The sequence below is a fragment of the Stenotrophobium rhamnosiphilum genome, assembly GCF_003052265.1.
GTDB classification, from domain to species: Bacteria; Pseudomonadota; Gammaproteobacteria; order Nevskiales; family Nevskiaceae; genus Stenotrophobium; species Stenotrophobium rhamnosiphilum.
The window spans coordinates 120,156-142,868 of record NZ_QANS01000001.1; the positions used below are offsets into that span (position 1 = coordinate 120,156).

30 protein-coding genes are annotated in these 22,713 nt (G+C 54.6%); 11 read left to right on the plus strand and 19 right to left on the minus strand.

Features of this window, described 5'->3' with window-relative positions; translation table 11 throughout:
* Positions 1-113: 113 nt before the first annotated feature.
* Together CJD38_RS00560 and CJD38_RS00565 are read left to right on the plus strand one after the other, a co-directional pair.
* Complete coding sequence (locus tag CJD38_RS00560; protein WP_107938359.1) at positions 114-1,496, plus strand: high affinity choline transporter 1; 1,383 nt, start codon at positions 114-116, stop codon at positions 1,494-1,496.
* 166 nt (positions 1,497-1,662) lie between these two features.
* The gene (locus CJD38_RS00565; RefSeq protein ID WP_107938360.1) at positions 1,663-3,393 is read left to right on the plus strand and encodes a cation:proton antiporter domain-containing protein; all 1,731 of its coding nucleotides are present in this window, start codon (positions 1,663-1,665) and stop codon (positions 3,391-3,393) included.
* 83 nt (positions 3,394-3,476) lie between these two features.
* Here CJD38_RS00565 and CJD38_RS00570 read toward each other — a convergent pair whose 3' ends face one another.
* The 15 genes from CJD38_RS00570 to CJD38_RS00640 all read right to left on the minus strand — a co-directional run bounded on the left by CJD38_RS00570 (position 3,477) and on the right by CJD38_RS00640 (position 12,594).
* Entirely contained in the window at positions 3,477-3,659 is a 183-nt protein-coding gene (locus CJD38_RS00570) for a glycine zipper domain-containing protein (RefSeq protein ID WP_107938361.1), read from the minus strand.
* Positions 3,660-3,773: 114 nt separating this feature from the next.
* Positions 3,774-4,256, minus strand: coding sequence for an ASCH domain-containing protein (locus tag CJD38_RS00575; RefSeq protein ID WP_107938362.1), 483 nt, complete (start codon positions 4,254-4,256; stop codon positions 3,774-3,776).
* A 137-nt stretch (positions 4,257-4,393) separates the two neighbouring features.
* Positions 4,394-4,840 carry a tetratricopeptide repeat protein gene (locus CJD38_RS18840; protein ID WP_107938363.1) on the minus strand — a complete coding sequence of 149 codons (447 nt, stop codon included), beginning with the start codon at positions 4,838-4,840 and terminating at the stop codon, positions 4,394-4,396.
* A 181-nt stretch (positions 4,841-5,021) separates the two neighbouring features.
* A complete protein-coding gene (locus CJD38_RS00585; protein ID WP_107938364.1) occupies positions 5,022-6,233 on the minus strand; it encodes an FAD-dependent oxidoreductase in 1,212 nt (403 codons plus the stop codon).
* A gap of 40 nt (positions 6,234-6,273) precedes the next feature.
* The gene (locus CJD38_RS00590; RefSeq protein ID WP_107938365.1) at positions 6,274-6,702 is read right to left on the minus strand and encodes a GFA family protein; all 429 of its coding nucleotides are present in this window, start codon (positions 6,700-6,702) and stop codon (positions 6,274-6,276) included.
* A 24-nt stretch (positions 6,703-6,726) separates the two neighbouring features.
* Entirely contained in the window at positions 6,727-7,140 is a 414-nt protein-coding gene (locus CJD38_RS00595; RefSeq protein ID WP_107938366.1) for a GFA family protein, read from the minus strand.
* A 22-nt stretch (positions 7,141-7,162) separates the two neighbouring features.
* Positions 7,163-7,504 (minus strand): ribonuclease E inhibitor RraB, encoded by a 342-nt coding sequence (locus CJD38_RS00600; RefSeq protein WP_107938367.1) that lies wholly within the window; start codon positions 7,502-7,504, stop codon positions 7,163-7,165.
* Positions 7,505-7,509: 5 nt separating this feature from the next.
* On the minus strand, positions 7,510-8,637 hold the full coding sequence (locus CJD38_RS00605) for an aminotransferase class V-fold PLP-dependent enzyme (protein ID WP_107938368.1): 1,128 nt from the start codon (positions 8,635-8,637) through the stop codon (positions 7,510-7,512).
* Positions 8,638-8,875: 238 nt separating this feature from the next.
* Positions 8,876-9,208, minus strand: a complete 333-nt coding sequence (locus tag CJD38_RS00610) for a DMT family transporter (protein WP_107938369.1) — start codon at positions 9,206-9,208, stop codon at positions 8,876-8,878.
* 125 nt (positions 9,209-9,333) lie between these two features.
* Positions 9,334-9,708, minus strand: a complete 375-nt coding sequence (locus CJD38_RS00615) for an iron chaperone (RefSeq protein WP_107938370.1) — start codon at positions 9,706-9,708, stop codon at positions 9,334-9,336.
* Between the two features lie 21 nt (positions 9,709-9,729).
* Complete coding sequence (locus tag CJD38_RS00620; protein WP_107938371.1) at positions 9,730-10,125, minus strand: tautomerase family protein; 396 nt, start codon at positions 10,123-10,125, stop codon at positions 9,730-9,732.
* A gap of 27 nt (positions 10,126-10,152) precedes the next feature.
* A complete protein-coding gene (locus CJD38_RS00625; RefSeq protein ID WP_107938372.1) occupies positions 10,153-10,569 on the minus strand; it encodes a GFA family protein in 417 nt (138 codons plus the stop codon).
* 172 nt (positions 10,570-10,741) lie between these two features.
* Positions 10,742-11,104 carry a hypothetical protein gene (locus CJD38_RS00630; RefSeq protein ID WP_107938373.1) on the minus strand — a complete coding sequence of 121 codons (363 nt, stop codon included), beginning with the start codon at positions 11,102-11,104 and terminating at the stop codon, positions 10,742-10,744.
* A complete protein-coding gene (locus CJD38_RS00635) occupies positions 11,101-12,018 on the minus strand; it encodes a GIDE domain-containing protein (protein ID WP_107938374.1) in 918 nt (305 codons plus the stop codon). The genes CJD38_RS00630 and CJD38_RS00635 overlap by 4 nt, the downstream gene beginning before the upstream one ends.
* Positions 12,019-12,021: 3 nt before the next feature.
* A complete protein-coding gene (locus tag CJD38_RS00640; protein ID WP_107938375.1) occupies positions 12,022-12,594 on the minus strand; it encodes a LemA family protein in 573 nt (190 codons plus the stop codon).
* Positions 12,595-12,724: 130 nt separating this feature from the next.
* Here CJD38_RS00640 and CJD38_RS00645 point away from each other — a divergent pair, with 130 nt between their 5' ends.
* The 7 genes from CJD38_RS00645 to CJD38_RS00675 all read left to right on the plus strand — a co-directional run bounded on the left by CJD38_RS00645 (position 12,725) and on the right by CJD38_RS00675 (position 18,125).
* Complete coding sequence (locus CJD38_RS00645; protein WP_107938376.1) at positions 12,725-13,735, plus strand: alpha/beta hydrolase; 1,011 nt, start codon at positions 12,725-12,727, stop codon at positions 13,733-13,735.
* Entirely contained in the window at positions 13,732-14,262 is a 531-nt protein-coding gene (locus CJD38_RS00650; RefSeq protein ID WP_107938377.1) for a gamma carbonic anhydrase family protein, read from the plus strand. Before CJD38_RS00645 ends, CJD38_RS00650 begins: the two co-directional genes overlap by 4 nt.
* Positions 14,259-15,146 (plus strand): hydroxymethylglutaryl-CoA lyase, encoded by an 888-nt coding sequence (locus tag CJD38_RS00655; RefSeq protein ID WP_107938378.1) that lies wholly within the window; start codon positions 14,259-14,261, stop codon positions 15,144-15,146. The genes CJD38_RS00650 and CJD38_RS00655 overlap by 4 nt, the downstream gene beginning before the upstream one ends.
* A gap of 34 nt (positions 15,147-15,180) precedes the next feature.
* Positions 15,181-15,879: a CoA transferase subunit A gene (locus tag CJD38_RS00660; RefSeq protein ID WP_107938379.1), complete on the plus strand. Its 699-nt coding sequence runs from the start codon at positions 15,181-15,183 to the stop codon at positions 15,877-15,879.
* Entirely contained in the window at positions 15,879-16,508 is a 630-nt protein-coding gene (locus CJD38_RS00665; RefSeq protein ID WP_107938380.1) for a CoA transferase subunit B, read from the plus strand. The genes CJD38_RS00660 and CJD38_RS00665 overlap by 1 nt, the downstream gene beginning before the upstream one ends.
* Positions 16,509-16,534: 26 nt before the next feature.
* Entirely contained in the window at positions 16,535-17,287 is a 753-nt protein-coding gene (gene gpmA / locus CJD38_RS00670; RefSeq protein ID WP_107938381.1) for a 2,3-diphosphoglycerate-dependent phosphoglycerate mutase, read from the plus strand.
* A gap of 154 nt (positions 17,288-17,441) precedes the next feature.
* Positions 17,442-18,125: a hypothetical protein gene (locus CJD38_RS00675; RefSeq protein WP_107938382.1), complete on the plus strand. Its 684-nt coding sequence runs from the start codon at positions 17,442-17,444 to the stop codon at positions 18,123-18,125.
* Positions 18,126-18,182: 57 nt separating this feature from the next.
* On the opposite strand, the gene msrA is transcribed toward CJD38_RS00675, so the two are convergent.
* The gene (gene msrA, locus CJD38_RS00680; protein ID WP_107938383.1) at positions 18,183-18,872 is read right to left on the minus strand and encodes a peptide-methionine (S)-S-oxide reductase MsrA; all 690 of its coding nucleotides are present in this window, start codon (positions 18,870-18,872) and stop codon (positions 18,183-18,185) included.
* A 112-nt stretch (positions 18,873-18,984) separates the two neighbouring features.
* Positions 18,985-19,509: a hypothetical protein gene (locus CJD38_RS00685; RefSeq protein WP_240625558.1), complete on the minus strand. Its 525-nt coding sequence runs from the start codon at positions 19,507-19,509 to the stop codon at positions 18,985-18,987.
* Positions 19,510-19,652: 143 nt separating this feature from the next.
* Between CJD38_RS00685 and CJD38_RS00690 the strand changes: the two genes are divergently transcribed.
* Both CJD38_RS00690 and CJD38_RS00695 read left to right on the plus strand, forming a co-directional pair.
* Positions 19,653-20,303: a DUF2238 domain-containing protein gene (locus CJD38_RS00690; RefSeq protein WP_107938384.1), complete on the plus strand. Its 651-nt coding sequence runs from the start codon at positions 19,653-19,655 to the stop codon at positions 20,301-20,303.
* Positions 20,303-21,208, plus strand: coding sequence for an ROK family protein (locus tag CJD38_RS00695; protein ID WP_107938385.1), 906 nt, complete (start codon positions 20,303-20,305; stop codon positions 21,206-21,208). Before CJD38_RS00690 ends, CJD38_RS00695 begins: the two co-directional genes overlap by 1 nt.
* 89 nt (positions 21,209-21,297) lie before the next feature.
* Here CJD38_RS00695 and CJD38_RS00700 read toward each other — a convergent pair whose 3' ends face one another.
* Positions 21,298-21,717, minus strand: coding sequence for a hypothetical protein (locus CJD38_RS00700; RefSeq protein ID WP_107938386.1), 420 nt, complete (start codon positions 21,715-21,717; stop codon positions 21,298-21,300).
* 276 nt (positions 21,718-21,993) lie between these two features.
* Positions 21,994-22,710, minus strand: a complete 717-nt coding sequence (locus CJD38_RS00705; protein WP_240625560.1) for an SIR2 family NAD-dependent protein deacylase — start codon at positions 22,708-22,710, stop codon at positions 21,994-21,996.
* Positions 22,711-22,713: the final 3 nt, after the last annotated feature.

Genomic DNA, 22,713 nt, shown 5'->3' on the forward strand with positions numbered 1-22,713 from the left:
CTAAGAAATCATTATTAAGCAAATAAAAACAATGGCACTTGCTTGATGATCGCCGAAAATAATCTCGCATGAGAAAATCAGCGCCTAAAAAATAAGAGCTTAACGCCTTAACGATGAACCTGATTCTGGTCTGCATCCTGATCTACATCCTCGCCAACCTCGCGTTGGCGATGGCGCTTGCACGCAAGCCGAAAACAGAATCGGACTATCTGCTCGCTGGCCGCAGCCTCGGCCCGTGGCTGGCGACCTTCAGTGTGTTCGCGACTTGGTTTGGCGCTGAGACCTGCATCGGCGCGAGTGGCGAGGCTTACAAGCATGGCCTCTCGGGTGTCATCACAGATCCATTTGGTTACGCGCTCGGCATTGTGCTGCTCGGTGTGTTCTTCGCCGCCACGCTGTGGAAGCGCGGCCTTGTCACGATGGCAGATTTATTCCGCAAGCGTTACGGCATCGGTGTTGAGCGACTCGCGGCGATTGTGATGATCCCAACGTCGCTGCTGTGGGCCGCCGCGCAGATTCGCGCTTTTGGTCAGGTGTTGGCGTCCACTTCTGAGCTCGGCATTTTTGCCGCGATCACTCTCGCCGCTGGCGTCGTCATCATGTACACCGCGATCGGCGGCATGTGGGCAGATGCGATCACTGATTTGCTGCAAGGCATCGTGCTGATCATCGGTGTCTTTGCGCTTGCCGTGGTGTTGGCGATGAAGGGTGGCTTTGCTGATCTCGCGAGTTTGCCCGCAGAGCGTTTGAGCATTCAGGGTGATCGAAGTTGGTTGCAGACCATTGAGATATTCAGTGTGCCGGTGCTGTCATCGATTGCAGCGCAGGAGTTGATCTCGCGCGTGCTTGCCATGCGCAGCCCACAACTCGCACGCAGCGCCACGATCACAGCGGGTTTGGTATATCTGATGGTGGGCCTCGTGCCGGTCGCCTTGGGCTTGGTGGCGGTGCAGCACCTCGGTACAGGCGTTGATCCAGAGCAAGTGCTATCGCGCTTTGCGAAAGAGAATCTGAGTTTGCCGTTCTACATTCTGTTTCTCGGCGCGCTGGTCTCAGCAATTCTCTCCACGCTCTCTGGCGCTTTGCTCGTCGCAGGTTCACTCGCCGCGCACAACGTGATCATGCCGCTCAAGCCCAATCTCACGGAGGCGACCAAGCTGCGCCTCAATCGCAGCGCGGTGGTTTTCTTCGGCGTGCTCTCGTATCTGATCGCACTGAGCAGCGAGAGCGTTTACAGCCTCGTGCAAGAAAGCGCCGCGTTTGGCTCGTCCGGCATTCTGGTCGCGATGATCTTCGCGCTGTGGGGCGAACGCCTCGGTGGCGCCGCCAGTGCCTACGGCGCGTTGATCGCCAGCCTCACGGTCTATGTGATCGGCAACTACTTCTATGAGTTTGAATATCCCTATCTCACCTCGTTGGCTGCTGCGCTGTTGGCATATGTGTTGCTGATTCCATTTAAACGAAATCACACAGTAGGGCGGGTTAGCGCAGCGTAACCCACCTTGTGCGATTGGCGGGTTACGCTGCGCTAACCCGCCCTACTGTGGTTAAGCAGTTAAACTGGTGCCAGCAGGCGAGGAACCTTGCCCCGCCGACACTGTCTGCTCTAACGCTGAAAACAATAACGGGCCGCTGTTGATGCCCAGGAAGGACTCCTAAAGTATGTCGCACGAAACACAGCTGATCTCCACGCTCGCAGTAGCCCTGGCATTGGCGCTATTCGGTGGAGTGTTAGCTGTGAGGCTGAAAATGCCGCCGCTGATTGGCTATCTCGTCGCGGGCATCGTGGTCGGTCCGTTCACTCCGGGCTTCGTGGCAGACAAGGGACTCGCTGCGCAGTTGTCCGAAATCGGTGTGATCCTGCTGATGTTCGGCGTTGGCATGCATTTTTCGATCCGCGACCTCATCGAGGTGCGTCGTATCGCCATTCCCGGTGCCATCGTGCAAATTCTCGTCGCCACCGCCATCGGTGTCGGCATCGCGGACTACTGGGGCTGGTCATTCGCCGCCGGTCTCTGCTTTGGTTTGTCGCTCTCCGTTGCCAGTACCGTGGTGCTGCTGCGCGCACTAGAACAAATCGGCAAGCTCGATTCTCTCAACGGCCGCATCGCGATCGGTTGGTTGGTGGTTGAAGATCTCGCGATGGTTATCGCCTTGGTGTTGCTGCCGGTTGCCGTCGAGTTCATGGGCACGCCCGGTGTCGCATCGACGGGCACCACGATGGCGGACCTCGTCGCACCGCTTCAGCATCTAGCCATCGTCATCGGAAAAATCGGACTGTTCTTCGTGCTGATGTACGTGGTTGGTCTGCGCGTCTTTCCGTGGATCTTTGCGCAGATCGCACATACCGGATTCCGCGAACTTCTCACACTATTCGTGATCGGCTCATCGCTGGGCATTGCTTACGGATCGGCAGAATTGTTTGGTGTGTCGTTTGCACTGGGTGCCTTCTTCGCAGGCGTCGTTATCAACGAATCAAAGCTGAGCAGCCGCGTTGCAGCCGAGTCGGTTCCGCTGCAAAACATTTTCACCGTACTGTTCTTCGTTTCAGTCGGCATGTTGTTTGATCCATCGATTCTTGTGAATCAGCCGCTGCAAGTGTTGGCGGTGCTCGGCGTCATCGTCGTCGGCAAATCCGCTGCAGCCGTGATGATCGTGCTGTTGTTTGGTTATCCACTCAAAACTGCGTTGATGGTTGCTGTGAGCTTGGCGCAGATCGGCGAGTTCTCATTCATCCTTGCTGCACTTGGTGTGCAGTTGAAGATTCTGACGCCAGAAGCACAGAGCCTGATTCTCTCCGGCGCGCTGCTATCTATTGCGCTGAACCCAGTGCTGTTCAAACTGATTCCGCCTATCGAACGTCTTGTCGCAAGGCATAAAAGTTTGGCGTGGCTCGGGCGCTTGGGTCAGGCACGAATCACTTTGTCAGATACAGAACAAGTCATTCCTGAACTGCACGATCACGTCGTGTTGGTAGGCTATGGCCGAGTCGGCCGAGCACTCACCAAAATTCTCCGACAGCAAGATGTTCCCTTGATCGTCATCGACAACAATCGCGAGCATGTGGCACGTCTACGCAAGAAAAGAATTACCGCGATCAGCGGCGATGCCGCAGTAGGCGACTTCCTCACTCAAGCGCGACTCCCACAAGCCAAGTTGTTGGTGCTTGCCGTGTCAGACGGCTTCCACGCCCGCCGAATCCTCGAAGCCGCACGCAAAATTTACCCCAACGTAGACACTGTTGTCCGCACGCACAGCGAAGAAGAACAAGCGTTCTTGGAGCGTGATGGTGTGGGGATTGCACTGATGGCAGAACAAGTCATGGCCGGCGAAATGGCCAAACGCGTGTTGGGGATTTACCGACTGTCTGGATTGCTCAGCGAAGCGCGCTAAGCGCCGTGAACGTAGGGCGGGAGTATCCCGCCAATCGCGCGAGCTAAATTCGCGGAAGGCGGGATACTCCCGCCCTACGCAGACTACTTCCCGTCCTGCTTTCGTCGTTGCATCGCCGCACCCACAACGATGCCAATGACTATGCCCATCGCAACATGATTGAACGCTGCGCCAAACGCAGCGCCCAAGGCAATTCCAAGACCTACGCTGATACCGATGCGACTGCGTCCAGAGCTCGTGGATTGTTGGTCATTTTTATGGTTCATTTTATTTTAGTTGTTGTGGTCGCGAGCGTAATTTTTGCGGATGACTGCAAGCATCTAACGTTTGAGTTAACCGGGCTTCGTGGCCTGCCGTTGGCGCTCCGGTTGAACGAGGTGTTAGGCCGCATTTAGCCGAGGTTGATAGACGACTTTGAATTGCTCGCAAGCGAGCAACATGTCTTCGCCGAAGATCCGACCGGCTTGGACACATTCCCGCTCAAAGTATTGCTTGTGCGCTTCGCGCCAAAAGGCAAGTGATCCATCGCCTTCTCCCTCCACTGCGGCAAACTCCGCCGTGACTTCGTTGTAAGGCACGACCTCGACCACTTGCGTTTCGATAATGCACAGCGGCTTGCCAGACCAGTCTGTGACGATGCTGAGATCGCCCGCCCTTGGGACATGTATTCCTTGGTCCTCGTACGATGCTAACGATCCCGCTGTAGCTCGCTTGATGCCGCGTAGCACCAGATTGCCCAGATCGTCGGCGAGTTGTTTGTTGTCTCCGAAGACGCACACATCGTAGTAGCGGTCCGCGTCGGTTGTCCCAGTGACAAGAAGGAACTCGTTCCAGAATGTTTGAAGATGTGGAGGGACTGGCATGGAATGCTTTGCGGCCTAACGCCTAAGCTCAGGGGCGCCACAAAAAATGCCACGCATTTTTTGTGACGTCCCACTGCAGCGCCTGGTTAGGCGACGATCGCCGCCACTCTTAAAGCGCCTACTCATTGGTACGTGGATCACTTTAGCTCGCGCCATTGCTGAAGTATTGACGCAAGATCCTGCCGGACTTGTCGCGCCGTCCATGCCGACCGAACGCCCCGGCGCCGTCGGCGCAGGTGCGCTTCGCCAAATGCGAATGCTTCCTTACAGAAGCCGCGCTTGTACAGCGTCACCCAAAACAGCAACTGGTAGGCATCTAGCTGCACACTTCGCGCTCGATGGGCGTGGCATCTACCGCGGAGCGCCACAGGACTGGCAGCAATCAGTCGCCTAAGAATTGCGTCAGCCTCCACATCCCGGCCAAGCATGTGAAGTGTGTTCGCGACGTTGTATTCGGCGACGAGGCAAGTAGGCGCTAGCTTCAACGCTCGTCGAAAGAGCGGGAGGGCTGCAACATAACGGTGGGCCTCATGTTGAATATGGCCTTCTTCGATGAGTTCTTTGTGGTTCACTCGAACTGCCATCCTCGTTCTTTAGTCGCCTAACAACAATTAGATGGAACACGGAACGCCGTATAACTCGGCAGTCGTTCCATGTAACTCTGAGTGAGGAATAAAAATATCCATTTTCGTCATGACTTTATTTCTATGGCGAAAAATTAACATGGAACGGGACCTGACACATATATAGCAAGCTTGCCCGGCACTAAATCCATTTCTGCTTCCCACCCGCCACAGTCTCAGCCATCTGTCGCCGCAACCACGGAACCATGTGTGCGATAGGTAGTGCCATGTCACGTAGAAATCCCGCGCCAACAATGTTTGATTGAAACATCGGAGTGAGGAGGCGGCTCATGATTTGATAAAAACGGATGGAGCCACTTCTCGATGCATGAAACTGTTCCCAAACGCTTTCCCAGTTATCGTTTGTAGCTACAGATTGAGCGATTGCGGATGCATCCAAGAGCGCCATGTTTGCGCCTTGCCCAAGTTGTGGACTCATTGCGTGTGCGGCGTCGCCAATGACGCCGATGCGGCCTGTGCCCCAGCGCGACATGATTACGTCGCGATAAGTGGCGGGTAACAGTTCGGACTGACTCTTGATGTTGTTGATCAGTGGCGAGAGTTCCGGCCACAGATTCGTGACTCGATATTTCCAGCCTTGAAGATCAAAACTTTCTGTTTGCCAATGCGACATTTCTGAAACAGGCAGGCTCCAGAACATGCTCAGCATTCGGGTCTCGGCATCACCCGGCACGTAGCCAGTCGGCAGCGCTCCCAACATCACAGATGAACTATCGTAGCGTTGTTGCAGGTGAGGCTTGTTCAGCGAAGCGAGATCGTCAGTCAGTGGGCGAATCAACCACATTGCGCCCCAAGGGTATTGCCGGTCGTAGCGAACCAGTGACTGTGGACGTAATTGGCTAGCGCTTCCATTCGCTACGAGAACTGCATCGAATGCTTCGCGGTGAATTTGTCCATCGCGTACAAACATAACGATGGCTTCATGAGTGCTCTGCTCAATTGCGCTGACTTCACAACCGAACCAACGCTGATGCGGAACTGCAGAGAGTGCTGTGTCGAGTACATGGCAAAGCGCTGCGCGATGAGCGCCAAGGCCGAACAATTCCTGATCAGAATTTAAGTGTGCGTACTCAACCTGCATGATCGCGCGGCCAGATTTTATCCAGCCATACAGCGCATCAATTCGATGGCCGTATTGCTGCATATGCTCGAGACAGCCGAGTTCACGCAGTGCGCCGATGCCAGAAGGCTGCAACAGAATGCCAGCGCCCACCGTCGTTAAAGACTTGGCGCGCTCGATAATGGTGACGTTATGCCCTTGGCGACCGAGTAACGTCGCTGCGGAAAGTCCTGCGGTTCCAGCGCCGATGATCGCGATTCGTTGTTGCTTCATTCAGCAAAGCGTCCGGCAATCATTGGTTTGGATTTGCGACTCACTGTGCTGGAGACGGTTTCGGTGGCAGCGGCTGTTGCTCCACTCGCTCCAGCGCTACATCAAGACACGCCCACGTCGGTGCACTTGAGGCCCAGATATTCATGTGAGGCTGGATGCTTGATGGCGCATCCAAGTTGCCTACGCGTACCACTCTGAATTGAGGGCGGCCCGAGGACTTCGCGAAGAGGTGCGTGCCGCAGCTTGGGCAAAACTGGCGAGTGATCTCGTTGCCGCTATCGGCGATCTTGATGTAATCGGAGAGCGTTCCGGAGATGGCGAGTGCTTCAGTTGGAACGAGAAGGTTGACGGTTCCATTCGAGGCAAGATGCTGACAGTCGCGACACCAGCAGATGCGTGTCGCCAGTGGTTCTGCCGTGAGCTTGAAACTCACTGCGCCACAAAGACAGTGGCCGGTTCTTTCAGTCATTTTTCATTCCTTAACGTAGCCAATCTATGGCTGTGTTTCAAAAACAATCGCGCCTTCTGGAATTGAATACCAATCCTGTTTCTCACTAACCCAAACATGAATGGTCGGATTGATTACGCTTGTGTCAGCAAGAGTAGATGGCTTTAAGAAAATCTTGCTTGGGTCATTTGGGTTGAAGTGATACATGTGATTGCCGCAGGTGGTGCAGAGTTTGGCTGTGCTGATGTTTCCACTATCAGCAACTCGGCTCCACTCCCGCATCTCGCCTTCAAACTTAATGGCGCTCGCATTGACCATCGCAGTAATGCTGAAGGCACTCGTCGATAGCTTTTGGCATTGCTTGCAGTGACAGGCAGCGACAACGATTGGCGCTTCCAATAGTTTGTACTTCACGCCGCCGCATTGGCATTCGCCAGAGATTGGATATTGCGCGCTCAACTTATGCTCCTTGTGCCTTTACCTAGTCGGACTCTTGCTCATGCACCACTCCCCACGACTCGCACCAACCGCCATAAGGTTCTGCGAGAGCAGACACGGATTCCAGAATGGACGTGACCTGTTCGTAGCTGAGTTTGGCCTCAATGACGAATCGAACATCGCCCGGGTTGTCGCCTTCTGGCGCATTGATCTCGGCAGAAGGGTAGATCGCTTTTAGTTTTTTGATGAAGGCTTTTGATGGTGGCCATGCATCGAAGTCGACGCTGAAGTCGATGGTGTATTCAGCGTCGAAATCAAAGCCGCCTGCTTCGAGATCACGCAGCACTTCGCCGGTCGGATCATCAGGCCAGAAGCTTCTGTTCATTGTGATTATTTTAATTGCTCAATCACTGTCGTCAGTCGTTGCACAGCGGCGCCGACATCTTTTAATTTATCCAAGCCAAACAAGCCCACGCGGAACGTGCGGAAGTTTACGGACTCGCCACACATCAGTGGCACGCCAGCAGCAGATTGCATGCCGAGTGCGATGAACTTCTTTGCGTTGCTGATATCGGCATCTTCTGTGTACGACACCACAACGCCGGGGGATTCGAAGCCCGGTGCGGCGACGCTGGGGTAGCCGTTTTTAGCAAGCATCGCGCGGACTTCGCGGCCTAGCGTCCACTGCGCGTCGCGAACCTTTTCAAGTCCGATCGCCAGTGTTTCGTTCATCGCATCGCGTAGCTTTAACAAGCCATCTGTTGGCATTGTTGCGTGATACGCGTGGCCGCCGTCTTCAAAGGCTTGCATGATCTGCTGCCATTTTTTTAGATCAGCGGCGAAGCTGCTGCTGGTGGTTTCGGCAAGACGTTGACGTGCTGCGGCACTGAACATGATCAGTGCGGCGCAAGGTGTTGAGCTCCAGCCTTTCTGCGGTGCGCTGATGAGCACGTCGACGCCGCAAGCTTTCATGTCGACCCAGATGGCGCCGGAAGCAACGCAATCGAGAATGAACAAACCGCCGTGTTCATGTACGGCAGCAGCGACGCGCTTGAGATAGTCGTCGGGCAGGATGATGCCGGAGGCGGTTTCAACATGCGGTGCAAAAACCAAATCTGGTTTTTCGCGACGGATGGTTTCTTCAACTTCTTCAATCGCGGGTGGCGCGAAAGGTTGTTGCTCGCCGCTGGCAATCGCTTTGGCTTGCAGCACGGTTGTGAGAGCAGGGATGTTGCCGACGTCAAAAATTTGCGACCAGCGATAGCTGAACCAGCCGTTGCGAATCACAAGGCAATTCTTGCCCGTCGCAAACTGTCGCGCGACTGCTTCCATGCCGAATGAACCGCCGCCCGGGACAATTGCAATCGCGTCTGCGTTGTAGACCTCTTTCAGCATCGAGGAGACGTCACGCATCGCCTGCTGAAACAGCTTCGACATGTGGTTGACGGAGCGGTCGGTGAAGACGACGGAGTATTCCTGCAGGCCTTCAGGGTCTACAGCGGGGAAGTTACGGGACATCAAAAGGCTCCGGGAATCTAAATTGGGGCGAAGTTTGCCTGATTTTTGTGACGGAGGATGGGGCTTCTTTGTAGGGTGGGTAGAACGCAGTGAAACCCACCGTTGTCGCGACATCAGAGACGGTGGGTTTCACTGCGTTCTACCCACCCTACGAATACAGTGCGTTTTGTAGGGTGCGCCGTGCGCACCAAGATTGGCGCTGCATTCGGCAACGCGTGCGCATAGCGCACCCTACAGGCTAGTGTGCGCTGACTTTCGAGAACAAATTCATCACTACGACGCCGGTGACGATCAGCGTCATTCCGACAATCGCTGCGGGATCCAGCTTCTGCCCATAAATAATCCAGGCAATGGCCGCCACCAGCACAACGCCAAGTCCTGCCCAGATTGCATACGCAACGCCCACGGGGATGGATCGCAAGGCCAGCGACATAAAGTAGAAGGCGATGATGTATCCGGCGATGACAACTACGGATGGCCCAAGCTTGGTGAATTCATTGCTTGCTTTGAGTGCGGAGGTTGCGACTACCTCACCGATAATTGCAATGCCTAAGAATATCCAGTGATTCATGATGCTTCTCCGCTCTAAATGGCCACTGCATTCTGAGCGCTTAGAGTTAGAAGAAACAGTCTTGTAACGATTGAATTGTTGTGAGCACCTATGCGCTTTGGATGGCATTCAGATGTTCGGATGCTTCACCAAAAATTATCGTCTTTGCGCTCGGTCACGCTGCGGAGACAGTACTTCGCCATCTTGCGGATCAGGGCTTCTGGCAGCGGTTCGTTGTAGGGAACCTTGAGCATGCCTTTGGTGGTTTGCTGTTTGGCGAGTTCTTTACTGAACACGTCCATCGCCGACAAAACGGGTGCAAAGCTGAGATGCGCTTTGTTGCCGGAGAAGGCGAACACGAAGCGCGGCTCTACGAAAAATGGCGTGTTCCATTTGAGCGTTTCCTCCGCTTTCGGCGCAACGCTTTTGAGGATCGCGTACAACTGACGCAAATGAGGCTGACCCTCTTTGGGAGCCGCTTTGATGTATTCAGCAATCGTAGTTGGACGTTTGATTGTCATCTCGGCCTCACACGCTCGTCGTTAAACTTCTACGGTAAATCCAAGCTCAACATCGCATCCTGCTTGGCCGCCACGAATTCCCCAGTTCTCTTTTGGAAGATCGCGCAAAAGAATTTTGACGTGGTTTGGCGGAATGCCAAGTGGTTCAAGATTGGTGACGATCGCTTTGTAGAGCGCGCGCTTTGCGTCGAGAGATCTGCCTGCGAAAGCATCAATGCTGACCAGCGTGAACAACTCTGGCTGCGTCAGTTTAGGTGAGCAGTACATCCGATGCGGTTCATGCACAACCAGGCGCACAGTTTTGTCCGTAGGTGGAATGCGAAATGCAGACACGAGCGCGGAGTGAACGGCCTCAATCATGGCGATTTCCTGCGCCTGATTATGGTTGCAACGGACTTCAATCAACGTAGCGGGCATCAAAAATCTCCTTGTGCGCTAAACCTTTTACGGTGCGCTGTCGTCGCTTGGCGGCGCGTACTGCGCAAGCACCTGCGCTTCAGTGAGCATGGCGGTTTGGTTGGCGAAGGAATAATACGCGGGCTTGTTGTCGATGTAGATCTGGCTGGCGAGTTCAAAGTCGTTTGAATCAAATGCACCCGCAGGCACAAAGTACTCGCCCGTCGGCAACAGTTTGTAATAAAGGTGCGTGCCGCATTGTTTGCAGAAAGCGCGCTCGGCCCATTCGGATGATGAAAAGACGGTGATCTGATCAGCGCCTTTGAATTCAACATTGGGCCCGCAATGAACACCCAGAAACGGCCCGCCACCCCATCGACGACAAAAGCCGCAATGGCATGCGCCAATCTCTTTTGTATCGGCTGACGTAAAGCTTACGGCGCCACACAAACAATGACCTTTCATTTGCGTTATCTCGTTTTAGAAAATGGGACGGACTGTCTAGATTAATCCGCAGTCTCGTTAGATGGACACGGCCATCGTCAGAAAGTTTTGTAGGGCGGGAGTATCCCGCCGCTTGCCGCGTTGATTGCGTGATCTAAATTCGCGGAAGACGGGATGCTCCCGCCCTATGTGGTTACTCAGTTGCGAAATAAACGTAGGTGATGAGCCCAGATATGAACGGAGAGAAATATAGAATTGAAAAGCCAAAAAATAGAACTAGCCCTTCGATCCCTCTCGTTTTAACTAAATAATAGGGCAGCGCAATTGGCCAAATCGCTAAAAAGTAAAAGGAAAAATCCAGCGTGCGATGAACTTTTTGTGTGGCGGCATCTACGCGTGCCCAACAGGCCACCAATGCTGCAAAAACAAATGTCCAAGTAACTGTTAGTCCGTCACTTGCCTCTACACCTTTTAAGGAAAGAACTACTGTGTAAGCGCTTAGCAGAAGGCTCAGGCCAAGAATTAATAACAGGTAAGTGTTCGCTTTAATTTTCAAAACAAATCCCTCAACTGCAGCGCATAAGCACACAACCACCCACACCCAATCGCTCCCAACAAATTCAGCAAAGCCCAAAAGCGATAACGCCTCGTCATGCTTTTCTGCGTGAGGGTGGAGAGAATAAAAGGACGGCGATCTGGTGGATTGCTGAGCACATGCAAATCCGGATCAAGGGATAGCTCAACGTGCTGTGCGCGCACGTGTTCGAGTGCGGCGCGGCGGGCGGCTTCCCACTCTTGCATGTCGATCTGGCCGTCGTTGTTGCTGTCGAAACGTTTAAGCAAGTTGTACTTATCGCGTTTCCATTCGCCCATGAGTTCGCTGACGTCGCGTGATTCGTTGAGATCGAGAATCGCGGTTTGTGTGCGGAACCAGCCGGTGGCGTAGAGCGGGGCGCCGATCAGGATTAATTTTTCGGTGTAGCGAAAGTCGCCAAAGCTGAGCCAGCCTGAGCCATCGGGCGGACGATGTGGGCGTCGCACCGGGCCGCTCCAACTGCGGCTCAGTGATGGGGTAACGCTGGCGTCGTCGGGATCAACGATGCATTCGCCAGTGGGGTCGGCGAGCAAAAACAATTCGCCAGAGGTTTCTTCTTCAACCGTGCGCCAGTGATTATTTTTGCCGTTGCGGTCGCGCTCTTGCACGCGGAATGACCACCACGCGCACGGTGTGTCAGACAGTGGCGAGACAATTGGTGGGCCGGGCAATAGACGCGCATGGCCGTTCAGTTCTACATAGCCTTGTGCGGCAGAGCGGATCAAGGAAGATGGCGTGTCTTCCAGCAGGCGCGCGCGGTAGATGTACATGAAGCCAAGGCCGAGCAGCACGAGGCCGCCGAGCACCGTAATTAGCAACGCCAGTAGCAGGTGTCCGCTACTGGCGTTGAGTATGGCGTGCGTGAGTGCCGTCAAAGCTTAGCCGCGGAACAATGCGCCGACGTCAACGTCACTCTTTTCTGCTGAGGTGAACTCCAGCAGCACGGCTGGTTTAAAACCAAAGAAGCGCGCAATGAAGACGTCTGGGAATTCTTCCAGTCGCACGTTGTTGGCGTTGGCGGTTTCGTTGTAGAACTCGCGGCGGTCGCTGATGGCGTTTTCCAGTCCGGTGATGCGGCCCAGCAGGTGCTGGATGGATTGATTGGCGCGCAGCTCAGGGTAGGCCTCAACCGTGGCGGTGATTTTGCCCAGACCTGCCGTGAGTGCAGTCTGCGCGGCACCAACACCTTTAACGTCGCCGTTCTGGCGGGCGCCGTCGGCGGCGGAGCGGGCGGCCATGACCTGAGACAGGGTTTCGCGCTCAAACTGCATGTATTGCTTGCAGGTTTCGACCAGCTTGGGCAGCTCGCTGTGGCGCTGCACCAGCAGGATGTCGATATTGCTCCAAGCCTTGCCGATGCCATGCTTGAGATTGACCAAACCGTTGTAAATAACGATGCCGTAGAGCACAGCCACTGCAATGGCGGCAAGCCAGATATACGTCATAACCATCCCCTGAGTCCCTGAATCGATGCTTTTTTGATAGGCAAAGGATGAAGGAAATGGAACCTGCGCGCTACCATAGCGTCTGAAGTGACTGAGTCCGCGTATCCCACGCGTCAAAATTGAACAAAGGTGTCCTGTGCGCAAGTCGTTTTTGTGGTTTGTACCGCTGATCTCCGCCCTCCTGCTGCTGTCTGGTTGCACCGGACTTGGCGCGATCAATTCGCTGACCTCGAATGAGGGTTATCACGTCACCAGCAATCTCCAGTACGACCGCGTCACTGGCGAAGCCCTGGATGTGTACAACTTTCCTCAGGCGCAGAACGCGCCAGTCGTCGTATTTTTCTACGGCGGCCGCTGGACCACGGGCACCAAGGAAGAATACAAATTTGTTGGTCAGGCGCTGACTGCGCAGGGCTTCGTCGTGGTGATTGCGGACTACCGCAAATATCCGCAGGTGCGTTTCCCGGCTTTTGTGCAGGACGGTGCCAAGGCAGTGAAATGGACGCGTGAAAACGTTCAGAAATTTGGCGGCGATCCAAGCAAGATTTTCGTGATGGGCCATTCTTCCGGCGCGCACATCGCAGCGATGCTGGCGCTGAACGATAGCTATCTCAAAGCCGTGGGTGGCAACCGCAGCTGGCTCAAAGGCATGATCGGCCTGGCTGGTCCTTATGACTTTATGCCGCTGACGGCACCAGATATGCGTGACATGTTTGGTCCATCGGATCGTTATGAACAGTCGCAGCCGATTCTGTTTGTTGATGGCCAGAATCCGCCGATGTTGTTGTTGGCTGCAGAAGACGACGAAGTGGTGCTGATCAAGAACACGCGCAACCTTTCACGCGCCGTGGCCAAAGCAGGCGGCCCCGTTGAAACGCTGACTTATCCCAAAGTGAGCTGCCCGGCTTTTAACAGCCATAGCTGTATTTTGGCGACCATTTCTACACCGCTGCGTAAGCAGTCGGATGTGCTGGCAGGCATCAGCGAATTCATTAAGCGTCGCGCCAGCGGTGTGGGTGCGGTGGCACCGATTCTGCCGAATGCCGTGCAGACGATTCCGGAAAATCAGGCCATCCCTGTTAATCAGGCTCCTTTGATTGTGGAAGACATGCCGCCGGTTGGAGAACCAACGCCGGTGACTCCGTGATCCGATCGTTTCAGAACATCACGCCCAAGCTAGCACCGGGTGTTTATGTTGATGAATCGGCGCAGGTGATTGGCGATGTCACGCTGGGGGAAGATGCCTCAGTGTGGCCGCTGACGGTGGTGCGTGGTGACGTCAACAAGATCACTATCGGCGCGCGTACCAACATACAGGACAACTGCTGCCTCCACGTGACCCACGATGGTCCGTACACACCCGGTGGCGTTGAGCTAATCATTGGCGAAGAAGTCACCGTGGGGCATGCGGTGATGTTGCACGCTTGCACTATTGGCGATCGTTGCTTGATCGGCATGGGCGCCATCTTGTTGGATCGCGTGGTGTTGGAAGACGAATGTTTTGTCGCGGCGGGTTCGATCGTGTCGCCGGGCAAACGCCTCAAGGGCGGTTGGCTTTATCGCGGCACGCCAGCTGTGGCAGTGCGCGAGCTTACGGAAGCAGAACGCGATAATCTTCGTTATTCAGCGGCGCATTACGTGCGGCTAAAAAATAAATATCTCGCGAGCGCATGAAGCCATACGTCAAAGTAGTTGAAGTCGGACCCCGTGACGGTCTGCAAAACGAAAAGCAATTAGTCCCCGCAGCAACCAAGATCGAATTGATCCAGCGCCTTGCTGATGCAGGACTGCCTGTTGTTGAAGCCACTAGCTTCGTCAGCCCCAAGTGGGTGCCGCAAATGGCGGACGCAGACGAAGTGCTCGCAGGCATTCGTCGCAAAGCAGGTGTGAGCTATCCAGTGCTGGTGCCGAACGTGCAGGGCCTTGAGCGCGCGTTTGCGGCAGGCGTTGAAGAGATCGCTGTATTCACCGCGGCTTCCAGCGCATTCACGCAGAAAAATATTAATGCGACGGTTGAAGAATCGCTGGCGCGTCTTGCGCCAGTGATTGAGCAGGCCTTGGCCAAGAACGTCAAAGTCCGTGCTTATGTTTCCACCGCGCTCGGTTGCCCGTATCAGGGCGATGTGCCGGTATCAGAAGTAGTACGAGTCACCAAGGCTTTGGTGGATCAAGGCGTCTATGAAATCTCATTAGGTGACACGATCGGTGTCGGCACACCTAAGAAAGCGCGCGAAATGTTGCGCGCCTGCGCCGATGCGGTTGGCATGGACAAGCTCGCGGCCCACTTCCACGACACGCGAGGTCAGGCGCTGGCCAATGTGCTGGCTTGCCTTGAAGAAGGCGTCCGCGTGGTTGATGCCTCAGTGTCCGGCCTAGGCGGTTGTCCCTACGCAAATGGTGCCAGCGGCAATCTGGCGACCGAAGATTTGATCTATATGCTTCACGGTATGGGATTTGAGACCGGCGTTAATCTGGATGCCTTGGTCGATACAGCCGTGTGGATGTCCGGTCAGCTTGATCGCTTACCTGCCAGTAAACTCGCTCGCGTCAAAAGATAGGTAAAATCGCGGCCTCGTTAAAGGGGAGCACGCCGTGAATAAGATCTATCCCAGCGCCGCAGAGGCGTTGGCCGATGTTGTTGCAGATGGGCAAACGCTGGCTGTAGGTGGTTTCGGTCTCTGTGGTATTCCTGAAGCCTTGATCGCTGCGCTACGCGACAGCGGCAAAAAAAATCTCACCGTAATTTCCAACAACGCAGGCGTCGATGGCTTTGGCCTCGGCATGTTGTTGAATACGCGTCAGATCAAAAAAATGATTTCGTCCTACGTCGGCGAGAACAAAGAATTTGAACGCCAATATTTGGCAGGCGAGTTGGAACTCGAATTCACACCACAAGGCACGCTCGCAGAAAAACTGCGCGCTGGTGGTGCAGGCATCCCAGCGTTCTTCACCAAGACGGGCTACGGCACCATCGTTGCTGAAGGCAAAGAAACGCGCGTGTTTGAGGGCGATCATTACGTGATGGAACGTAGCCTGCGTGCTGATATTTCATTAGTGAAAGCGTGGAAGGCCGATACCTCTGGCAATCTCGTTTTTCGCAAAACCGCACGCAACTTCAATCCGATGGTGGCTACGGCGGGTCGCATCACGATTGCGGAAGCAGAAGAGATTGTGCCGGTGGGTTCGCTTGATCCAGACAACATTCACACGCCGGGAATTTTCGTGCAGCGCTTGGTGCTGAATGCGAATCCGGAAAAACGTATTGAACAGAAAACGATGAGGAAAGCGTAATGGCCTGGAACCGTGATGAGATGGCTCAACGCGCGGCAGGTGAATTGCGCGATGGCTTTTATGTGAACTTGGGAATTGGTTTGCCGACGCTGGTCGCAAACTTTATTCCTGAAGGCATGGACGTGTGGTTGCAGAGCGAAAATGGTTTGCTCGGCATTGGTCCGTTTCCAGGTGAAGATGAAGTTGATGCTGATTTGATCAATGCCGGCAAACAAACCATCACCACAGTACCGGGCAGTGCCTTTTTCAGCAGCGCAGATTCCTTTGCGATGATTCGCGGCGGCCACGTCAATCTGTCGATTCTCGGCGCGATGCAGGTCACCGACACTGGCGACATCGCCAACTGGATGATCCCGGGCAAGATGGTCAAAGGCATGGGCGGTGCGATGGATCTGGTCGCAGGCGTCAAACGCGTCATCGTCCTTATGGAGCATACGGCCAAGGGTGGTGAGCATAAAATCCTCACAAAGTGCACGCTGCCACTGACGGGCCTCAAGGTCGTCAACCGCATCATCACCGAGCTTTGTGTGTTGGATGTGACGCCGATGGGGCTTAAGCTAGTGGAGTTGGCACCGGGCGTAACGGCCCAAGAAGTGCGCGAAAAGACCGGCGCACCGGTCATCGCTTAAAAATTCAGATATAGGGAAGAACAGGTATGACCAAAAAACTCGTGCTGCTGCGCCATGGCCAGAGCCAGTGGAATCTCGACAACCGTTTCACCGGTTGGGTGGATGTGGATATCACCGAGCAGGGCCGCGCTGAAGCGCAGAACGCCGGCAAGCTGATGCGCGATGAAGGCCTGATGTTTGATGTGGCCCACACCTCCGTTCTCAAGCGCGCCATCAACACGCAGCACACCGCACTGGCCGAAATGGATCAGCTGTGGATTCCGGTGAACAAGAGCTGGCGTTTGAATGAGCGTCACTACGGCGCACTGCAAGGTCTCGATAAATCCGAAACCACCGCCAAGTACGGCGAAGCGCAGGTCAAAGTGTGGCGTCGTTCGTATGACATTCCACCTCCGACAATGGATGAGAACGACGGCGGCCACCCACGCTTTGATCGTCGTTACAGCAAGCTCGATGCAACGGCATTGCCGGGCACCGAGTCACTCGCAACCACACTCGACCGCGTGTTGCCTTACTGGCACGACGCAATTGCCCCGCAGCTCAAAGCAGGTCAAACCGTTTTGGTAACAGCACACGGCAACTCACTGCGCGCGCTGTACAAGTACCTCAACAACATCGCTAACGATCAGATTGTTGAACTCAACATTCCGACCGGCATTCCTTTGTTGTTTGAACTGCACGACAACCTGTCAGTGAAAAACTTCCGCTACCTCGGTGATCCAGAGGCTGCGAAGAAAGCTGCTGAGGCTGTGGCGAATCAGGCTAAGTCGGCTAAGTAAGTTTTCGGTTTGTAAAAAAGCCGCGCAATCAGCAGATTGCGCGGCTTTTTTTATGAAAGTTGTCTGTTTTTCGAGGGGCGAGGCTATAAAAATTTGGACGTTTTGTGAGCGGAGGGATAGCATCAAGGCATAAATATAAAAGGGAGGAGTCGATATGCTTAAGTTAATGCTGCGTGCAGGTTTGATGTTGGCGACATTAGGTGCGACAGGTGTGGTGCAGGCCGGTGGTTATCCCAATTCAGGAATGGTGATTGGCGCCGCACAGTTGGCGGATCAGAGCATTCTTGTGCTGCCATTGCCAAACCTGACTGCTGCTAATTCTCTGCTGGTGCAGTTGGGGCTACAGAAGATTTCGCAACCGGCTATATACGTGGCTCCAGGGGCCAGCAAGGCAGTCGCCATTTCGCTTGATTGTGCGCAGACGGAATTAACGGGGAGTCCTCCCTATTCGCTCTTTCAGCAATTTGTAGCTTCGGGCAAGGGTTCTGATGGCGTGACATACGGCATTCACATGACCGGTTTTCAACTCGAGAGTGGTGGTTATTTCCCGGGTTATCCATTCAGCTATCTGGTTCTCTCGCCCGCAATGCGCGTCAATCTCCCAGCAAGCGTTGTCAGTGCCGTTAGTCTTGTCGATCTGCAGTTGATGACTGTATATGGAAGATTGGCGTATCTCGGAGCTGAGCAAATCGGGCAAAGTGCTTCAGTTAATGTAACGGTTTCGACCCATGTTGCCGCGACTCGTACAAAGACCAATAGCTGCGGAGTACTGTACGGTTCTTCCGATCCTTGGGTGCAGACTGGACTGTTCGCTTTGGTTGGCACTAGCCTTCCTTAGCATCTTTATTTCAGTAATGAACACCGCGTGATGAAGAATCACGCGGTGTTTTTTGTTTCACCGAACTTCGACGTAAAGCTTCGGAAACTGCTCCTTCAAATTCGCAACCTTAGGCCGGTCATGCATCACGATGTAAGGCTCGTAAGGATGGAGCCGCACGTAGTTCTGGTGATAATCCTCTGCTGTATAAAACTTGGTCAGTGGACTCAGCTGCGTGACGATGGGTGTGCGAAATGTTTTGGCGGTATTGAGTTGTTGGATATACGCCGCTGCAATGCGTTGTTGATCAGGATCGCTAAACCAAATCGCTGAACGATATTGCGTGCCGGTGTCTGGGCCTTGGCGATTGAGTTGTGTGGGATCGTGCGCCACTGAGAAGAACACGCGTAGCAATTGTCCGAGTGAAATCTTCGCGGGGTCATAAACCACTTGTACGGATTCGGCGTGGCCGGTATCTCCATCGCTGACCTTGTCATAGCGTGCATTTGCGGCGCTGCCGCCGGCGTAACCCGAGGTGGCGCTGATCACGCCATTCACATGGCGATACACAGCCTCCACGCCCCAGAAGCAACCGCCTGAAAGCACGATGCTGGCCTTGCCGGATGTCGCAGAAAGCGCTGCGTCAGTCGTGGGTTCTGCAACGGGAAGTGTGGCGGCTTGTGAGATACCGCAGGCAGATAGTGAAACTGCCGAAGCAATCAGAAGAAGGCGAGCACGACGTGCCAATGCAAAGGAAGAAAATCTCATGGACAAACTCCGCAGGTAAATCACCAGTGCAATCTACGCCATCACGTCTGCATGATGGGGCTGTGCACTCATGATTTGTACGCGCGGATATGAAATGCGGATGCTGAGGACGTTAACCGGGGCGTGTGACGACTTGTGGCGCGTCGTTGTTATCGATCAGGCCATGGCGCAACAGCCAAGCGCGGCCATCTTCTGCATCGCGCTCAAACCATGCTTGTGCGCTACCGAGTAGAAAGGTGTAGCCCCAGGCATCCATATCGGTGAACAGCTGCGCTTGTGAGAAGCCATCAAGGCGCATAGCGAGCAGTGCTTGCAGATAGCACACACCAACTTCTTCGATGTCATCACCTTTGGCATCCGTATGCAGCGCCGTGCGGCGGGCTTCGTCCATGCAAATAAAGTGACAAGCTTCATGCAGGGCTGAATGCACGGGAGTGTCGGCACGCAGGTAAAGAATATTGCCAATCAAACCGGCTTCACGTTCACCCCAATAGCTACCGGGAATTTCGGCGCCATCTGCAACATCTGCAATCTGCAAGCCATAAGGCTGCAACAAGTTTTGCAGCGCCGCCGACGGCAACGCCGAAATGGGCGTGACATCGGGATCAACAGCAGTGGTCGTTGGTTCGGAAATCATTTGTAGAGTTTACCGCTTCAGCATGCGATCACTGAAGTGTAGGGTGCGCTGTGCGCACGCGTTCTCGCGCCATGAAGAACCGCGTGCGCACAGCGCACCCTACGGTTATATTCTTCGACTAATACCAGACGGAATTGAAGCTTATGAATACAACGCTGGATTCCCATGCGACCAAGAGTCGCTGGCCATTAGTGCTCACGGTGCTTTTTGCTATCGAATGGGTGCTGTTGGCTTTGCAGCCCTTGGATCGTCATGACTGGTTGCTGGAGAACGCTCTGGCCCTGCTGGTTTGCGCTTGGTTGATCGTGCGTCATCGCCGCGCGCCATTGTCGACGCTGTCTTATGTGTTGCTATTTTTGTTTGGCAGCTTGCATGAGGTGGGTGCGCATTACACCTATTCCGAAGTGCCGTACGAACAGTGGGCGCAGATGCTCGGTGGTTTTTCAGTGGATGCCACGTTTGGATTTGAACGCAATATGTTTGATCGCGTTGTGCACTTCCTGTTTGGATTTTTATTGTTTGTGCCGATTCAAGAAATGTTGGACCAAGGCAAAGAGATTAATGGACGCGCACGTTGGTGGGTGCCGGTGTCGATTGTTGCTGCAGCGTCGATGACGTTTGAATTATTTGAGTGGGCCGCTGCGGAATTTTTTGGTGGTGATCTCGGTCAAGCGTATCTGGGCACGCAAGGCGATGTTTGGGATGCACACAAAGATATGTTTCTCGCCACCGTGGGCAGCTTGATCACGATGGTGTGGGTATGGCGATATCGGGCAAAGAGGAAGTCTGCTTAATGAGAATTGGGATTGACCTAGGCGGCACCAAGATAGAAGGCATTGTCATGGGCCCGGGCTCTGAGATTCTGCAGCGCGTGCGCGTCAATACGCCGCAAGGTGATTACACGGGTACGGTCGCGGCAGTCGTTACGCTTGTTCATCGTCTCGAAGAGTTGGTGGGACAAAAAGATTTGAGAGTGGGGCTTGGGCATCCGGGTTCTGTGTCGCCAGTGAATGGCTTGATGCGAAATTCGAATTCCGTCTGCCTTAACGGCAAACCACTTCAGCGTGATCTTGAAGCGCTGCTAGGTCGCGGCATCCGCATGACGAATGATGCGAATTGTCTGGCGCTCTCGGAAGCCAGCGATGGCGCCGCTGCAGGCGCGCGTAGTGTGTTCGCGGTGATTCTCGGCACGGGTGTTGGCGGTGGCGTTGTTATCAATGGCGAGTTGCTGATGGGCGCCAATGGAATTGCGGGTGAGTGGAGTCACAACCCTTTGCCGTGGCCACGACCTGAAGTCAATGAGGCGACCGGCACTCAATGCTGGTGTGGAAAACAGAGTTGTATCGAGACATGGCTCTCGGGCGTTGGCCTTGCGGAAGATCATGCGCGAGTCACGCAAGAGAAAATTTCCGGCGAGGAAATTGTTGCGCGTGCAGAGGCGGGTGATGAACGTTGTAGCGCAACGCTCTCACGTTATGAAGATCGACTGTCACGATCACTCGCACAAATCATCAACGTGCTGGATCCCGAAGTCGTCGTGCTCGGCGGCGGTGTGTCGCGCGTGCAGAGACTTTATCGCTATGTCCCAGCGCTATGGGATGAGTGGATTTTCTCCGACATCATTACCACCAAGCTGGTGCCGGCAATGCATGGTGATAGCAGCGGCGTGCGTGGGGCAGCGTGGTTATGGCCTGAGTAACAGCGTAGGGCGGGAGTATCCCGCCATCTTTTAGGCTGCTGATTGCAAACGCGGAAGGCGGGATGCTCCCGCCCTACGAGATGGTTCGGTTATGTGGTTGCCGCTTGGATACGTGCGATAACTTTTTCGCGACGAGCTACGTCGCGTTCTCCTGACGTTGCTTCCACCAATGAAATCTCGAGCGCTGAGTCGTAGATTTCTTGTGAGAGCGCGTCAATGTTTTGCGCGTTACTGGCTAGCAGCTCGGCGCGCAGCATCAACAGAAAAGGTCGCCCCATTCGCTCGGCGTCTTGTTTATGTGATGTGCCAGCAATTACTTCTTGTACTTTGCGTCGCGCTTCGCGGTGTTGCTGGTTCGCGTCCCAGTACTTGTTGAGGCCCTCGATCACGCGAGCCGTGCCAGGCTCTCCTGCCTCAAGAACTTTTAAGACATCCTGCAAAATATCCTGCAGGAATTTTTTATGCAGTTGCAGAGCCTGCTCTATTGTCAGACTTTGATTGCCCGTCATGGTCACTCCCAAGTTAATGCAATACCGCGTATGGGCCTTCTGATGAGGCTCATTACTGGCTTCTACATTAGCGGAATCAACGGCTTCTGCAAGCAGCCCAAAGAGGGGGGTGAGCAGGCTCGCTTCGCGAGCACTGCTCGCGGAGCCTGCGAACGCCGGGCCATGGATGGCCTGCAGTTGTAGGGTGGGTTAGCGGCTTCATCGCGTAACCCACCGTTTGCGCCATCGGTGGGTTACGGCCTGCGGCCTAACCCACCCTACGGTGAGGTTCGCGCGTTAGACGAACAATGTCGTCAGCGCTTCGCTTGCAGGCAACGCATAGCAGCGCTCGAACAGCGTCGACGCTTCAGTGCGTTCAGGATTAATTTCAATCATGCGTGCACCGGCGCGGCGGGCTAGCGGGATGAAATTGGCGGCCGGATAAACTGCGGCTGAAGTGCCTACGGAGATAAACAACTCTGCAGTTGCAATCAATTCTCCGGCCTTGGTGAAAACATCTTCATTAACGGCGTCTTCAAACCAAGTGATATCGGGACGAAGCCATGCATCGCAGTCCGGACAACGACGCGTACTGAATTGCCCTGTAGCGGCATCTTCTCGAATGCCGTGTTTCGCGCACCGCATTCTCCAGAGTGAACCGTGCAACTCAGCGTCGACGTGGACGCCTGCGCGTTGCAGCATGCCGTCGATGTTTTGGGTGATGACATGCAGGCGTGGATGCGCGGCCTGCAATTTGGCTAGAGCGTAATGACCTGCGTGTGGTTTGCAGGTCAGCACCGCTTCGCGACGGACTTCGTGAAAATCCAGCACGCCTTGCGGATCTGCATCGAAAGCGCGCTGGCAGGCAAAGTCTTGATAACGATACTGCGTCCAGATGCCGCCTGCGCCGCGGTAGGTGGGCACGCCGGACTCTGCGGACATGCCTGCGCCAACGAAGAACACGACCGAAGAAAACTCGGCAAGCTTGATCGTATTTGTAATGTGGGCATTCATCGT